13 protein-coding genes and 1 tRNA gene are annotated in these 17,010 nt (G+C 39.9%); all 14 read right to left on the bottom strand.

Annotated elements, in window-relative coordinates; all coding sequences use genetic code 11:
- Positions 1–247: GTP-binding protein (locus DWA31_RS02600; protein WP_245942449.1), on the bottom strand; the 247-nt coding region annotated here is incomplete at its 3' end.
- A gap of 110 nt (positions 248–357) precedes the next feature.
- Complete coding sequence (gene fusA, locus DWA31_RS02605; RefSeq protein ID WP_114325117.1) at positions 358–2,457, bottom strand: elongation factor G; 2,100 nt, start codon at positions 2,455–2,457, stop codon at positions 358–360.
- 202 nt (positions 2,458–2,659) lie between these two features.
- On the bottom strand, positions 2,660–3,130 hold the full coding sequence (rpsG, locus tag DWA31_RS02610) for a 30S ribosomal protein S7 (protein ID WP_011045491.1): 471 nt from the start codon (positions 3,128–3,130) through the stop codon (positions 2,660–2,662).
- Positions 3,131–3,246: 116 nt separating this feature from the next.
- Positions 3,247–3,621 carry a 30S ribosomal protein S12 gene (gene rpsL, locus DWA31_RS02615; protein ID WP_011045492.1) on the bottom strand — a complete coding sequence of 125 codons (375 nt, stop codon included), beginning with the start codon at positions 3,619–3,621 and terminating at the stop codon, positions 3,247–3,249.
- A 277-nt stretch (positions 3,622–3,898) separates the two neighbouring features.
- Positions 3,899–8,113, bottom strand: coding sequence for a DNA-directed RNA polymerase subunit beta' (gene rpoC / locus DWA31_RS02620; RefSeq protein WP_114325118.1), 4,215 nt, complete (start codon positions 8,111–8,113; stop codon positions 3,899–3,901).
- 102 nt (positions 8,114–8,215) lie between these two features.
- Positions 8,216–12,244, bottom strand: a complete 4,029-nt coding sequence (rpoB, locus tag DWA31_RS02625) for a DNA-directed RNA polymerase subunit beta (protein WP_114325119.1) — start codon at positions 12,242–12,244, stop codon at positions 8,216–8,218.
- A 256-nt stretch (positions 12,245–12,500) separates the two neighbouring features.
- Positions 12,501–12,866 carry a 50S ribosomal protein L7/L12 gene (gene rplL, locus DWA31_RS02630; protein ID WP_114325120.1) on the bottom strand — a complete coding sequence of 122 codons (366 nt, stop codon included), beginning with the start codon at positions 12,864–12,866 and terminating at the stop codon, positions 12,501–12,503.
- A gap of 122 nt (positions 12,867–12,988) precedes the next feature.
- The gene (gene rplJ / locus DWA31_RS02635; protein WP_114325121.1) at positions 12,989–13,483 is read right to left on the bottom strand and encodes a 50S ribosomal protein L10; all 495 of its coding nucleotides are present in this window, start codon (positions 13,481–13,483) and stop codon (positions 12,989–12,991) included.
- 371 nt (positions 13,484–13,854) lie between these two features.
- Entirely contained in the window at positions 13,855–14,553 is a 699-nt protein-coding gene (gene rplA / locus DWA31_RS02640) for a 50S ribosomal protein L1 (RefSeq protein ID WP_114325122.1), read from the bottom strand.
- A 3-nt stretch (positions 14,554–14,556) separates the two neighbouring features.
- Entirely contained in the window at positions 14,557–14,985 is a 429-nt protein-coding gene (gene rplK / locus DWA31_RS02645; RefSeq protein ID WP_114325123.1) for a 50S ribosomal protein L11, read from the bottom strand.
- Positions 14,986–15,268: 283 nt separating this feature from the next.
- On the bottom strand, positions 15,269–15,865 hold the full coding sequence (nusG, locus tag DWA31_RS02650) for a transcription termination/antitermination protein NusG (RefSeq protein ID WP_425451847.1): 597 nt from the start codon (positions 15,863–15,865) through the stop codon (positions 15,269–15,271).
- A gap of 14 nt (positions 15,866–15,879) precedes the next feature.
- Positions 15,880–16,263, bottom strand: coding sequence for a preprotein translocase subunit SecE (gene secE, locus DWA31_RS02655; RefSeq protein ID WP_114325124.1), 384 nt, complete (start codon positions 16,261–16,263; stop codon positions 15,880–15,882).
- 88 nt (positions 16,264–16,351) lie between these two features.
- Positions 16,352–16,428 (bottom strand) — tRNA-Trp (locus tag DWA31_RS02660).
- A gap of 457 nt (positions 16,429–16,885) precedes the next feature.
- A partial coding sequence (locus DWA31_RS02665; RefSeq protein WP_484038966.1) for an EF-Tu C-terminal domain-related protein occupies positions 16,886–17,010 on the bottom strand: 125 nt, incomplete at its 5' end.

The following is a 17,010-nucleotide window of genomic DNA, read 5'->3' on the forward strand; positions in this document are numbered from 1 at the left end:
GACAATCTACGTGTGCGTAGTGACGGGCTGCTGTATCGTACTCGATGTGAGAAGTATTGATTGTAATACCACGTTCACGCTCTTCAGGAGCATTATCGATTTGTGCGAAATCTTTAACTTCACCACCATGAACTTTAGTTAATACTGCAGAGATTGCAGCTGTTAAAGTTGTTTTACCGTGATCTACGTGTCCGATTGTACCAACGTTTACATGTGGTTTCGTACGTTCAAATTTTTCTTTAGCCATCTTAAAATACCTTAAACTTATATGTTAAAAAATTACGGTTAATAACTTACCGTTAAATAAAATAAAGCGCGGCCAAATGACCGTGCTTGTTGTAAATAATTATTGGAACTCTAACGAGTTTCCATAATTTTTTGTGCTACCATTTTCGGCGCTTCATTATACTGCTGAAACTCCATAGAGTAAGATGCACGGCCTTGAGTAGCACTACGCAAGTCGGTAGCATAACCAAACATTTCGGCTAATGGTACCAATGCATTTACAATTTTCAAACCGACAGGACCATCGTCCATGCCTTCTATCAAACCTCGACGACGGTTTAAGTCACCCACAACATCACCCATATTAGCTTCTGGCGTGGTTACTTCTACTTTCATCATTGGTTCTAGTATTACTGGGTTTGCTTCTAATGCGCCTTTTCTAAAGCCCATTGAAGCTGCCACTTTGAATGCCATCTCATTTGAATCGACATCATGAAATGATCCATCATAAAGCGTTACTTTAATATCCAATAATGGATATCCTGCTAAAACACCGCTATCCATTTGCTCTTTACAGCCTTTTTCTACTGCAGGAATAAATTCTTTTGGTACCGTGCCGCCAACGATTTCGTTAACAAATTCAAAACCAACACCTTCTTCATTTGGTTCCATTTTCAACCAAACATGACCAAATTGACCTTTACCACCTGATTGACGTATAAATTTACCTTCCACTTCAACACTACTGCGAATTGTTTCTCGATAAGAAACTTGTGGATTACCGACATTACATTCTACGCCAAATTCACGTTTCATACGCTCGACTAGAATATCTAAATGTAGCTCACCCATGCCAGAAATAATAGTCTGACCCGTTTCATCATCCGTGTGAACTCTAAACGAGGGATCTTCCGCTGCAAGTTTACCTAAAGCAATACCCATTTTTTCTTGGGCTGCTAACGTTCTTGGCTCAACCGCCACAGAGATTACAGGCTCTGGAAATTCCATTCGCTCTAACGTAATAATATGACTCGGATCACACAATGTATCACCCGTGGTAACATCTTTCAAACCTATTGCTGCGGCAATATCTCCAGCGCGGACTTCTTTAATTTCTTGCCTGTCATTCGCATGCATTTGTACAATGCGGCCAAAACGTTCTTTTTTACCTTTGATTGGGTTATAAACACTATCACCTGTTTGCACTACACCTGAATACACACGGAAGAATGTGAGTGTTCCAACAAAGGGGTCTGTTGCTATTTTAAAAGCGAGTGCAGAAAAAGGGGCGTCATCATCAGCTGAGCGAGTTCCCTCTGTTTCATCTTTATCGTCATTGATACCCGTAATAGCAGCAACTTCAATTGGTGAAGGTAAGTATTCAATCACCGCATCTAAAACAGCTTGTACACCTTTATTTTTAAATGCACTACCACAACTACATAAAATAATTTCATTAGCGAGTGTACGAGCACGTAGACCTGTTTTGATTTCAGCTTCGGTTAAATCACCTTCTTCAAGGTATTTATCCATTAACTCTTCATTGGCTTCAGCAGCTTCAGATATTAGATTCTCACGCCATTCTTCAGCAAGCTCTTGCATTTCAGCAGGAACTTCTTCATAGCTGAAAGTCATACCCTGGTCACTTTCGTTCCAGTTAATGGCCTTCATCTTAATAAGATCAACAACACCTTCAAATTCGTCTTCTGCGCCAATAGCTAAATGTATGGGTACTGCACTTGCCCCTAGGCGAGTTTTAAGTTGCTCAACGACAGATAAAAAGTCCGCCCCTGTTCTGTCCATTTTATTAACAAAGACTATACGCGGCACAGCGTACTTTTCCATTTGACGCCAAACCGTTTCAGTTTGCGGCTGTACACCTGAAGATCCACACAACACTAAAACAGCACCATCAAGTACACGTAATGAACGCTCTACCTCAATGGTAAAGTCAACATGTCCTGGGGTATCAATAATATTAATACGATGATCATCAAATTGGCCTTCCATTCCTTTCCAAAAACAAGTTGTTGCCGCTGAGGTGATTGTAATACCACGCTCTTGCTCTTGTTCCATCCAATCCATAGTTGCTGCGCCGTCATGCACTTCACCAATCTTATGAGAAAGACCAGTGTAAAATAACACACGTTCTGTGGTGGTGGTTTTACCTGCGTCTACATGCGCACAAATACCAATATTGCGGTAGCGCTCTATAGGGGTAATACGGGCCAATTTTAAATCCTCTTTTTTGTTACTAACTAATAAGTAACAAAACTAAATAATTAAATAAACCAAATATTCATTTACTAAAACACTTGGTTAATTCAACTATTTCAAAAACAAGTATGGCTAGCAAGAGAAACTCTTGCTAGCCATATGCCACTTTAAGCAAAAAAACCTAAAGTGAGCAAGACATTCGGTCAATACTGCTAGCTTACCAGCGGTAGTGAGCGAACGCTTTGTTAGCGTCAGCCATACGGTGAACGTCTTCACGTTTCTTAACCGCTGAACCTTTGCTGTCAGACGCATCTAACATTTCGTTAGCTAGGCGCTGAGCCATTGATTTTTCACCACGTTTACGAGCTGCTTCAACTAACCAACGCATGGCTAGAGCATTACGACGCACTGGACGTACTTCAACTGGAACCTGATAAGTAGAACCACCAACACGACGAGATTTAACTTCGACAGATGGGCGGATGTTATCTAAAGCTTCTTCGAAAAGCTCTAATTGATCTTTTTCAGATTTTTGGGCTAAAATATCTAGTGCACCGTAAACAATTTTTTCGGCAGTAGATTTCTTACCATCAACCATAAGGATGTTGATGAATTTTGCTAAAAGTTCGTTATGGAACTTAGGATCTGGCAATATTTTACGTTGCCCAACGACGCGTCTTCTTGGCATCTTAATTCTCCGTAGTATTCAGGAATAATCCAAAATATATAAATTTTAAAATTTCTTAATTTGGCCTTACTTAACGTTTTTTATCTTTTACCTAGCAATTAGGAAAAAAGGAAAACTTAAGATTTAGGTCGTTTAGCACCGTATTTAGAACGGCCTTGTCTTCTATCGCTTACACCAGAACAATCTAGTGCGCCACGAACGGTGTGATAACGCACACCTGGTAAATCTTTAACACGACCACCACGGATTAAAATCACGCTATGCTCTTGTAAGTTATGACCTTCACCACCGATGTATGAAGTAACTTCGAAGCCGTTAGTTAAACGAACACGAGCTACTTTACGAAGTGCTGAGTTAGGTTTTTTTGGTGTAGTTGTATACACACGAGTACAAACGCCACGACGTTGTGGACAAGCTTGTAACGCCGGAACATTACTTTTAGTTACTTGTCTAACACGTGGTTTACGTACTAGTTGGTTAATAGTTGCCATTAGGGCTCCTGATTAGTTAAAACATTGGGTAATTACTATTGGCTAAGTTTGCCGAATCACCCGTTTATAAACGTGAAATATCATACCTTAAAATTCAATACCTACTTGGTACAGAATATCAGGTCGCGAAATTCTATAGGTCAAAGCTTAACCTGTCAAGACATTAGTGATCTTTCACCAAGTTCTAAATATAAAAAAACCGTACACTTTTCAGAGCACGGTTTTTATATTCATCTGCCAATGTCGCCCAATTGGACGACCGGCAAGATTAACGCTATTAGCTAGCAGAACCCAAGTCAGCACTTAATGCATCAGCTAACGCTTGTTCAGCTTCGTCGGCAGATACTGGTGTATCTTCAACAGCATCGAAAGCAGCCTTGGCTTTAGCACGTTCCTGATGATACGAATAACCCGTACCGGCAGGAATTAAGCGACCAACGATTACGTTCTCTTTCAAGCCACGTAAACCATCTTTCTTACCCGCAACAGCAGCTTCAGTAAGCACCCGTGTTGTTTCTTGGAAAGACGCCGCTGAAATAAATGATTCAGTTGCTAATGATGCTTTAGTAATGCCCATCATTTGCATTTCATATTCAGCTGGTTGCTTGCCTGCAGCTTCAAGTTCACGGTTTGATATGTTAACTCTCGCCACTTCAACTTGCTCACCCTTAAGGAAAGTAGAATCACCTGCATCAAGAATTTCACATTTACGGATCATTTGACGTACGATAACTTCAATGTGCTTATCGTTAATCTTAACACCCTGTAGACGGTAAACTTCTTGTACTTCGTTAACAATGTAGTTAGCAACTGGTGCAACACCACGTAAACGCAAGATATCATGTGGAGATTCAGGACCATCGGCAATTACTTCACCTTTGATTACTGGCTCACCTTCATAGATATTCAATTGACGCGTTTTAGGGATCATCTCTTCGTACACTTCACCGCTAGGCTGGGTAATCAATAAGCGTACTTTACCTTTGGTTTCTTTACCGAAGCCAACAACACCTGTTTTCTCTGCAAGAATAGCAGGAAGTTTAGGTTTACGTGCTTCAAATAAATCAGCAACACGCGGTAGACCACCAGTAATATCACGAGTTTTTGAACTGGCTTGTGGTATACGCGCTAACGCATCACCAACACCTACATCTGCACCATCTTCAAGGTTAACAATCGCGTTACCAGGTAAATAGTACAATGCTGGTATTTCAGTACCGGCAATCATTACGTCTTTACCTTTAGCATCAACTAATTTCAATGCTGGGCGCATTTCTTTGCCTCTAGCATTACGTTGTGCAGCATCGGTAATTACAATGCTTGATAAGCCCGTTAATTCGTCTGTTTGACGAACCATGGTGATACCGTCAACTAAGTCAACGAATTGTACCTTACCTTTTACTTCAGTAATAATAGGATGCGTATGCGGGTCCCAGTTTGCAATGGTATCGCCAGCAGTAACCGCTTTGCCATCGCTTTTAGAAACTACAGCACCGTAAGGTACTTTATAGTTTTCTGTTACTCGACCCATTTCATCAATAATAGTAATTTCTGATGAACGTGAAGTGATAACTAAGTGCTTGTCAGAGTTAGTAACAAATTTAGCATTTTGTAGCTTCAACGTACCGGTATTATTCACTTGTATGCTGTTCTCAGCAGTAGCACGCGATGCTGCACCACCGATATGGAACGTACGCATGGTAAGCTGTGTACCCGGTTCACCAATTGATTGTGCCGCAACTACACCAATGGCTTCACCTTGGTTGATCATATGACCACGAGCCAAATCACGTCCGTAACAATGAGCACAAATACCAAAATCAGTTTTACAAGTGATAATTGAACGTACTTTGATTTGATCGACTGAGTTAGCTTCAATCACATCACAAAGAGTTTCATCAATTAGCGTGTTACGAGGTAGTAATACTTCTTCTGTACCTGGAATTAACACATCATCACAAACTACACGACCTAAAACACGTTCGCGTAATGGTTCAACTACATCACCACCTTCAATCAATGGCGTCATTAATAAGCCATCGGTAGTGCCACAATCGTGGTTAGTTACCACTAAATCTTGTGCAACATCAACTAAACGACGAGTTAAGTAACCCGAGTTAGCTGTTTTCAATGCTGTATCAGCAAGACCTTTACGCGCACCATGAGTAGAGATGAAATATTCAGATACATTCAAACCTTCACGGAAGTTAGCTTTGATTGGTGTTTCGATGATTGAACCATCTGGTTTAGCCATCAAGCCACGCATACCAGCAAGCTGACGAATCTGAGCAGCACTACCACGAGCACCTGAGTCAGCCATCATAAAGATAGAGTTGAATGAGTCTTGCTCTTCCATTTCACCATCTTTATTTTTAATCATTTCTTTCGATAAGTTATCCATCATCGCTTTCGATACTTTTTCGTTTGCAGACGACCAAATATCGATTACTTTGTTGTATTTCTCACCGGCAGTTACAAGACCTTGGTCAAACTGCGCTTGAATTTCAGCAACTTCTGCTTCTGAATCTTCAATGATAGTGTACTTAGCATCAGGAATAACCATATCATCAATGCCAACAGAACAACCCGCGATCATCGCGTAATGGAAACCTGTGTACATAATCTGATCAGCAAACATAACCGTTTCTTTTAAACCTAAGTTACGGTAAGCATGGTTAATCAGTTTAGAAATTGGCTTTTTACCCAATGGCTGATCAATTAAGTCATAAGGTAAGCCCTTAGGACATACTTGCCACATAATGGCACGGCCAATAGTCGTATCACGCAATGTAGTAACAGCTTCAAATTCGCCTGCAGCATTTTTAACATGCTCAGTAATACGAATTTTAACGCGAGCATGAAGTTCAGCAACACCAGTACGGTAAGCTTTTTCAGCTTCTTTGGCGTCAGTAAATACCATACCTTCACCTAAACCATTGATACAAAATCTTGTTAGGTAATAAAGACCTAATACAACATCCTGTGATGGTACGATAATTGGCTCACCGTTAGCGGGTGCTAGTACGTTGTTCGTTGACATCATCAACGTACGTGCTTCCATTTGTGCTTCGATTGTCAACGGTACGTGTACCGCCATTTGGTCACCATCGAAATCGGCATTGTATGCCGCACATACTAACGGATGAAGGTGAATGGCTTTACCTTCAATTAGTACCGGTTCAAATGCTTGGATACCCAATCTATGAAGTGTTGGTGCACGGTTAAGCATCACTGGATGTTCACGAATTACTTCGTCAAGTACATCCCATACTTCTGCGCCTTCACGTTCAACTAATTTTTTAGCCGCTTTAATAGTAGTGGCTAAACCACGACGCTCTAATAAACCGTAAATAAATGGTTTGAATAATTCCAATGCCATTTTTTTCGGTAAACCACATTGATGTAATTTCAATGTAGGGCCAACAGTAATTACTGAACGACCAGAGTAATCAACACGCTTACCAAGTAAGTTTTGACGGAAACGACCTTGCTTACCTTTAATCATATCGGCAAGAGATTTAAGAGGACGTTTGTTAGAACCAGTAATAGCACGACCGCGACGGCCGTTATCTAGTAATGCATCAACAGACTCTTGTAACATACGTTTTTCGTTACGTACTATAATGTCTGGAGCAACTAAGTCTAAAAGACGTTTTAAACGGTTATTACGGTTAATTACACGACGGTAAAGATCGTTAAGATCAGATGTCGCAAAACGACCGCCGTCTAGTGGAACTAGTGGACGTAAATCTGGTGGTAAAATTGGTAAAACATTTAAAATCATCCATTCAGGTTTGTTACCTGAAGCAGCAAATGCTTCCATCAATTTTAAACGCTTAGTGATTTTCTTACGTTTAGTTTCACTACCAATTTCAGGAAGCTCTTCACGCATTTGCGCTACTTCGCCGTCTAAATCGATTTGTTGTAGTAAAGCTAGAACCGCTTCAGCACCCATAAGTGCATCAAATTCATCACCGTGCTCTTCTAACGCATCAAGGTATTCTTCTTCCGTTAGAATTTGGCTTTTCTCTAACGTTGTTAAACCCGGTTCGGTAACAACATATGATTCGAAATAAAGTACACGTTCAATATCACGCAACGTCATATCAAGTAATAAACCAATACGTGATGGTAATGATTTTAAGAACCAAATATGCGCTACTGGACTTGCTAATTCGATATGACCCATACGATCACGACGAACTTTAGTCAATGTTACTTCAACGCCACATTTTTCACAGATTACACCGCGATGCTTAAGACGTTTATACTTACCACAAAGACATTCGTAATCTTTTACTGGGCCAAAAATACGCGCACAGAATAAACCGTCACGTTCTGGCTTAAAAGTACGATAGTTAATGGTTTCTGGCTTTTTCACTTCACCAAATGACCAAGAACGAACTAAGTCTGGTGACGCTAGACCGATGCGAATACCATCGAAATCTTCTGTTTGATTTTGTTGCTTAAGAAACTTAAGTAAATCTTTCACACTCTTCTCCTGTCGGAGTTAAATCTTTAGAAGAAGGCAATAATATAATTGCCTTCTTCCCATACTGACTCAAACTACAAGTCAGCCACTATTTGCTCTGGACTAATCCTGATCTAACTCGATATTAATACCGAGAGAACGAATTTCTTTCAACAATACGTTGAATGACTCAGGAATACCTGGATCCATACGATGATCACCGTCAACTAAGTTTTTATACATCTTAGTACGACCAGCAACATCATCAGACTTAACCGTAAGCATTTCTTGTAACGTGTAAGCTGCACCGTATGCTTCTAGTGCCCATACTTCCATCTCACCGAATCGCTGACCACCAAATTGCGCTTTACCGCCAAGTGGTTGCTGAGTAACTAAGCTGTATGAACCAGTAGAACGTGCATGCATTTTGTCATCAACTAAATGGTTTAGTTTTAACATATACATGTAACCTACGGTTACTGGACGTTCAAATTTACGACCGGTACGACCGTCTGTTAACCAGAACTGACCACTTTCAGGCATATCAGCAAGTTTAAATAACTGCTTGATTTCTTTCTCTGCTGCACCATCAAATGCTGGTGTTGCAATAGGAAGACCTGCACGTAAGTTATCGGCTAAACGGTATACTTCATCATCAGAGAAAGTAGCAACATCAACTTCTTGACGAGATTCACCAACATTGTAAACTTCTTGAATGAAGTTACGTAGTTTATGAATTTCACGTTGCTCTTCTAACATACGGTTGATCTTCTCACCAACACCACGACATGCCATACCTAAATGAGTTTCTAAGATTTGACCGATGTTCATACGTGATGGAACACCTAACGGGTTCAATACGATATCAACTGGTACACCAAACTCATCGTAAGGCATATCTTCAACTGGCACTACGTTTGAAATAACACCTTTGTTACCATGGCGACCCGCCATTTTATCACCCGGTTGGATGTGACGCTTAACCGCTAAGTAAACCTTAACAATTTTTAATACGCCTGGTGCTAAATCAGAACCTTGGGTAATTTTACGATGCTTAATTTCATACTTCTTATCGAAGTCTGCTTTAATGTTATCGTATTGCTCCGCAATTTGCTCAAGTTCTGCTTGCTGAACTTCATCAGACAAACTTTGAGTTAACCATTTATCGCGAGACATACCCGTTAAATCGGCTTCGTTTAAGCCAGCTGATAATAGTAATTTTTTAGTGCGGGCAAAAACACCATCTTCTAAGATGCTTAATTCATCGCCAAGATCTTTCTTAACTTCTTTAAGTTGAATTTCTTCAATCTCTACAGCACGAGCATCTTTTTCAACACCGTCACGCGTAAAGATTTGTACATCGATAATTGTACCTTTGACAGAGTTTGGTACACGTAAAGAGCTGTCTTTAACGTCAGCCGCTTTTTCACCGAAGATAGCGCGTAAAAGTTTTTCTTCTGGTGTTAATTGTGTCTCACCTTTAGGAGTAACTTTACCCACTAAAATGTCACCACCATTAACTTCAGCGCCAATATACACTACGCCAGCTTCATCTAACTTACCTAAAGCAGATTCACCTACGTTTGGAATATCAGCAGTAATCTCTTCACTACCTAACTTAGTATCACGAGCGATACAGGTTAGTTCTTGAATATGGATAGTAGTAAATCGATCTTCTATGGCCACGCGTTCAGATAACAACATTGAATCTTCAAAGTTGTAACCGTTCCACGGCATGAAAGCCATACGCATGTTCTGGCCAAGAGCCAATTCACCCATATCAGTTGATGGACCATCAGCTAATACATCACCACGTACTACAGGTTCCCCCATACGACACACTGGACGTTGGTTAATACAAGTATTTTGGTTGGAACGTGTGTATTTAGTTAAGTTGTAAATATCAATACCCGCTTCACCAGCGTGCATTTCATTTTCATTTACTTTAACTACGATACGTGAAGCATCAACGTAAGTAATAACACCGCCACGTTTTGCAACAGCCGTTACACCAGAATCAACAGCAACTACTTTTTCCATACCCGTACCAACAAGAGGTTTATCAACTCTTAACGTAGGTACTGCTTGTCGTTGCATGTTCGAGCCCATCAAGGCACGGTTAGCATCATCGTGTTCTAAGAACGGGATAAGTGATGCTGCAACTGAAATAATTTGTTGTGGAGATACATCCATATACTGAACTTCGTCAGCAGACTTCAAAGTAAACTCATTTTTAAAACGACAGTTAACTAAATCTTCATTTAATTTGCCATTTCCATCACGAACCGCGTTAGCTTGAGCGATAACAAAGTTACCCTCTTCTATCGCTGATAAGTAATCAATATCATCAGTGACTAAACCATCAACTACTTTACGATATGGCGTTTCTAAGAAACCAAAATCGTTAGTACGTGCATAACACGAAAGTGAGTTGATCAAACCGATGTTTGGACCTTCTGGCGTTTCGATTGGACAAACACGACCATAATGCGTTGGATGTACATCTCGAACTTCAAAACCAGCACGTTCACGAGTTAAACCACCCGGCCCTAAGGCAGAAATACGACGCTTATGCGTTACTTCTGATAACGGGTTGTTTTGATCCATAAACTGTGACAATTGTGATGAGCCAAAAAACTCCTTCACTGCCGCAGAAATTGGTTTAGCGTTGATTAAATCTTGTGGCATGATCGCATCTAAGTCACCAAGACTTAAACGTTCACGTACAGCGCGCTCTACACGAACAAGACCAACACGGAATTGGTTTTCAGCCATTTCACCTACAGAGCGAATACGACGGTTACCCAAGTGATCGATATCATCAACTTCGCCTTTACCATCACGAATACCGATTAAAGTTTTCATAACAGAGATGACGTCTTCTTTTGATAAGATACCAGAACCTATATCATCAGCATTGCCAACTCGACGGTTGAACTTCATTCGGCCAACTGTTGATAGGTCGTAACGCTCTGGTGCAAAAAACAAGTTGTTAAATAATGTTTCTGCAGCGTCTTTTGTTGGTGGCTCGCCTGGGCGCATCATACGGTAAACTTCAACTAACGCTTCTAACTTGTTAGTTGAGCTATCTACACGAATGGTATCAGACATATATGAACCAACATCAAATTCATTCATATATAAAGTAGAAAGTGTTTTATGTCCTGCTTGGCTAAGTTCTGCTAGTAACTCTAAAGTTAACTCAGCATTCGCTTCTGCTATGACTTCACCTGTTGATTTATCAATATAAGCTTTTGATAATACTTTACCCACAATATATTCTGCAGGTACTTCTAATTTTTCAATCTTAGCTTTCGTTAACGCACGAATATGACGTGCAGTTATACGACGACCAGACTCAACTAAAACTTCGCCTTTTTTGATACTAAGATCAAAGGTAGCGGTTTCACCACGAAGACGTTCAGGAATTAAATCCATGATCAACTTATCACCTTTAATGGTGTATTCAGTTGTGTCATAGAATATATCTAAAATTTCTTCAGTAGAAAATTCTAGCGCACGTAACATAATAGACGCAGGTAATTTACGACGTCTATCAATACGAACGAATAAGTTATCTTTTGGATCAAACTCAAAATCTAACCATGAACCGCGATAAGGGATAACACGTGCGTTATATAACACTTTACCCGATGAATGCGTTTTGCCTTTATCATGATCAAAAAATACACCAGGAGAACGATGTAATTGTGAAACGATAACACGCTCAGTACCATTGATTACGAAAGTACCGTTATCTGTCATTAACGGGATTTCGCCCATGTACACTTCTTGTTCTTTGATATCTTTAACAGTACCTGCTGCGGCTTCTTTATCGTAAACCACTAAGCGTAATTTTACGCGTAACGGAGCAGAATAAGTCACACCACGTATTTGACATTCTTTAACATCAAATAATGGTTCACCTAAACGATAGCTTACATATTGTAATTCTGAGCTACCTGAATAAGCTTTAATTGGGAAAATAGAACGAAAAGCAGCCTCTAGACCGGTTTCACCTGTTGCGTCAATATCAATAAACTTGCGGAAAGAATCGAGTTGAATGGACAATAAGAATGGATATTCCATTACTTGTGCACTTTTACCAAAGTCCTTTCTAATTCGCTTTTTCTCAAAGTATGAGTAAGCCATGGGGTTCCTCAGCTTGCTGGTTATGGCCAAATCTGCCTACTGAGCAAAGCTCAGTCAGACAGGTTATTCTGTAACATTTACGTCTAAACATTACGAGATAAGTTGTTATTTAATAAACAATTTATCCGACATTTAATAATGCACATTTTTGATTATGAAAATAACATTTATTTTCTAACTAAAAAGCGCAAAAAGGCCGGTGACGTTTAAATCACCAGCCATGCCTTTTCAGGCAAATAATCTGTTTAAAAACAGATTATTTGATCTCAACAGAAGCACCAGCTTCTTCAAGAAGTTTAGTAAGCTCTTCTGCTTCAGCTTTATCTACGCCTTCTTTAACAGTGCCAAGAGCTTCAACTAAAGTTTTAGCTTCTTTAAGGCCTAAGCCTGTTGCGCCACGAACTGCTTTGATTACTGCAACTTTCTTCTCACCGAAGCTAGTCATAACAACATTAAATTCAGTTTGTTCTTCAGCAGCACCACCAGCGTCACCGCCAGCAACAGCAACAGCTGCAGCAGCTGATACGCCAAATTTTTCTTCCATTGCTTCGATTAAAGCAACAACGTCCATTACTGACATTTCAGCAACTGCGTTTAAGATATCGTCTTTAGAAATAGACATACTATAATTTCCTAATTTTTAATAAACAGGCCTTTTTACTTTCTTATGTAAGTAATAAAAAACACTGTTTGAAATAACTATAAATACAAAAAACTCAGGTTTAAGCAATAAGCTTAAATAACCTATGCAGCTTCCTGTTCTTTCTGATCGCGAACTGCAGCAATCGTGCGGACCAATTTGCCTGCAGATGCTTCTTTCATTGCGCTCATTAAACGTGCAATCGCTTCGTCGTAAGTTGGTAGCTTCGCTAACATATTTACGTCTACTGCGTTACCTTCAAATGCAGCTGCTTTTAATTCAAATTTTTCGTTAGTTTTAGCGAAATCTGTGAATAAACGTGCAGCAGCACCTGGGTGTTCACTTGAAAAAGCAACTAATGAAGGACCTTTGAATACGTCAGCAACACATTCAAAATCAGTACCTTCTACTGCTCTACGTGCTAATGTGTTACGGACAACCTTCATCCATACGCCATTTTCACGTGCTTGCTTACGCAATACAGTAATTGCTTCAACTGTTACACCACGGGCATCCGCGATTACAACTGAGTGAGCGCCACTAGCAGCTTCTTGAACTTCAGCAACAATTGCTTTTTTGTCATCAAGATTGATAGCCATTGGCTTTAACTCCTGGTTCAAACCGGTAAAAAGTACCGGTATTTACAATCCCTAACTGATAGTAATCTATCAGTTAGACCATTACGGCGAGGACCAGAATTTAAGGAAAATATCTGGGTAATCACCATCTACGTAGGAAATATTAAGTTTCTATTTTCATCAGAAAGCCAGAAGGCAAACTTATCCAATAAATACTCCTACGGTCTTGGACGGGGGTTGTATTTTTGTTATCTAGAAGAAAACAACTAACACAACTCCTACCAAAATTTAAGGGGCGAAATTATAGTTCATAAATCCGCCCTTGTAAAGGTTCAATAATTGAAGCTTTACTTTCTCTACATTCCGTACTTTATTCAGTACAGAAACTGAAACTAGGCTTGCGTTAAGCTAGCTTGGCTAACGACAACGCCGGCACCCATAGTAGTAGAAAGAGAAACTTTTTTAAGGTATTGACCTTTAGCATTTGCTGGTTTTGCTTTTTTAAGCGCTTCTAGCAAAAACTCTAAGTTTTCTTGCAATTGTGCAGGTTCGAAATCAGCCTTACCAATAGTAGTATGGATGATACCGTTTTTGTCATTGCGGTAACGTACTTGACCAGACTTAGCGTTTTTAACCGCGCCAGCTACGTCAGGAGTTACTGTACCAACTTTAGGGTTAGGCATTAAACCACGTGGGCCTAAAATTTGACCTAGTTGACCAACAACACGCATTGCATCAGGAGAAGCAATTACAACGTCGAAGTTCATTTCGCCAGCTTTTACTAGCTCAGCTAAATCTTCCATACCTACAATATCAGCACCAGCTTCTTTAGCTTTCTCTGCGTTTGCACCTTGTGTAAATACAGCAACACGTACTTCACGACCAGTACCATTTGGTAATACTGCTGCGCCACGAACGTTTTGATCTGATTTACGAGCATCAATACCAAGATTTACAGCAACATCTACGCTTTCACGGAATTTTGCTGTAGCAAATTCTTTTAATAAAGAAACTGCTTCACTGATATCATATTCTTTTGTTACGTCTACTTTTTCACGGATAAGACGAGCGCGTTTTGTTAATTTAGTCATTGATTAGTCCTCTACCACTAAACCCATTGAACGGGCACTGCCCGCAATGGTACGCACTGCAGCTTCTAATGAACCAGCAGTTAAATCGGCTTCTTTTGTCTTAACGATTTCTTCAAGTTGAGCTGTAGTTACAGTGCCAACTTTATCTGTGTTAGGACGGCCAGAGCCACTCTTAATACCAGCAGCTTTCTTTAATAAGAATGATGCAGGTGGTGTTTTTGTTTCGAAAGTAAACGAACGGTCATTATAAACAGTAATTACTACTGGAACCGGAGCGCCTTTTTCTAAAGAATCTGTTTTTGCGTTGAACGCTTTACAGAATTCCATGATGTTAACACCATGCTGACCTAATGCAGGACCAACAGGTGGTGACGGGTTAGCTGCACCAGCAGCTACTTGTAGCTTGATTAGAGCTTGGACTTTTTTAGCCATTTTAAAAATACCTTTATTGTGGGTAGTTAACGCTAATTACCGCGTTAGCAGTTTTCGCTTCCCTGTTTACTAAAACACCTTTTCGCAATGATTTCACTCAAAAACAGGTGACTTTAGTCCGCGCTAAAAAAACGCGGCAGCGGATTATATATTAACCAAGTGATGTATTTCAAGAATTTTATTTTAAAGAGTGGTATTTCATCAATTTTTTAAGATCACATAAACAAAAAACGCCTGCATAAGGCAAGCGTTTTGTTTTGAGCAAGATTAAAAGGATGAGCGATTAGCTACCTTTTTCTACTTGACCGAACTCAAGATCAACAGGTGTTGAACGACCAAAGATAAGCACAGAAACTTTGATACGGTTTTTCTCGTAATCCAGCTCTTCAACAACACCATTAAAGTCAGCAAATGGTCCGTCAATAACACGAACAACTTCACCTGGTTCAAATAATGTTTTAGGTTTAGGTTTATCAGTATCTTCTAAACGCTGTAATATACGATCTGCTTCTTTTTGAGAAATAGGAAGAGGTCTTTCTTTAGTACCACCGATAAAACCTAATACACGTGGCACACTTTTAACTAAATGCCATGACTCATCATCTAATTCCATATGAACCAGTACGTAACCAGGGAAAAACTTACGAGAACTTTTACGTTTTTGTCCCGCACGCATCTCAACAACTTCTTCAGTAGGTACTAAAATTTCACCAAACTTTTCTTCTAAGCCGTGAATCCCAATATGCTCTACTAAAGTTTTTTGTACACGACCTTCATAGCCAGAAAAAGCCTGAACAACATACCATCTTAATTTAGGATTGGTATTGACAATTTTTTCTTCAGTTTCTTCTGCTTCGTTACCATCAACAGAGTCTTCCATAAAATCTTCAGACATTATAATACCTTCATACCTGTAATTAAGCCGACTACCCAAAAAAGAACCGAATCTAATCCCCAAAGCAGTAATGACATCAATAACGTCACTACTAATACGATACCTGTTGTTTGAATAGCTTCTTGGCGTGTTGGCCAAACCACCTTGCGTACTTCAGTACGCGATTCTTTTGCAAATGCAACAGCATTACGACCTTTAAATGTTTGCATAGCAACTAAGCCAGCAACACCTACAGCAAATACAACACCAATAGCGCGAAGTAATACTGATTCTTGACCATAATAATAGTTACCACCAATCGCTGCAGCTAATAACAAGGCAACGACACCCCATTTTAAACCGTCGAAAGAACTGCTTGGCTGCTCTTCTGTACTTGCATTCATATTTCTATTCCGTAATTATCAATCTAATTTGAAACAATATAGCCACACTCGTGTGGTTAATTAGAGCCTCTTTATCTAGGCTCTTAAATGGCAGGGGTGGAGAGACTCGAACTCCCAACCATCGGTTTTGGAGACCGCTGTTCTACCAATTGGAACTACACCCCTACAAAGATTTAATAAGTTCTTATAACTTACTAAATCAATAGTTACACTTATCGGGTGAATCTTAGTTTTTAAAGGGAATTAAGAGATACTCGAGAAGTGAGGCGCTATTATACTCAGCCAAGCATATTACTCAAGAAGTATTTGACTCAGGAGCCACGATACGAGCAAATATTTTCGAGTTCCCCTTCGCCAGCTCCCTTCGACAAGCTCAGGGTAAACGGAGACGCTCTGGGTGAACGGAACAACTTTCCATTAGTGCTGAGCGTGAGGGACGAACTGTCGAAGTACGAGTTTATAAAATCATAAAACAAAAAAGGCCGCGTTAGCGACCTTTTTATAATAGATATTATTTCTATATGAATTTGTTAGATAACAGATGATTTAGCAAGACGTTGGCACGGAGTTGACGCTAGTCAATGAGTACCTACAACGACGCTAAATCGATGTTAACTACAAATTAATCCATAATCTTAGAAACAACACCAGCACCAACAGTACGACCACCTTCACGGATTGCGAAGCGTAAACCTTCGTCCATCGCTACTGGGTTGATAAGCTCTACAACAAACTTCAAGTTGTCGC

This window comes from Candidatus Colwellia aromaticivorans, assembly GCF_003333305.1.
GTDB classification, from domain to species: domain Bacteria; phylum Pseudomonadota; class Gammaproteobacteria; order Enterobacterales; family Alteromonadaceae; genus Colwellia; species Colwellia aromaticivorans.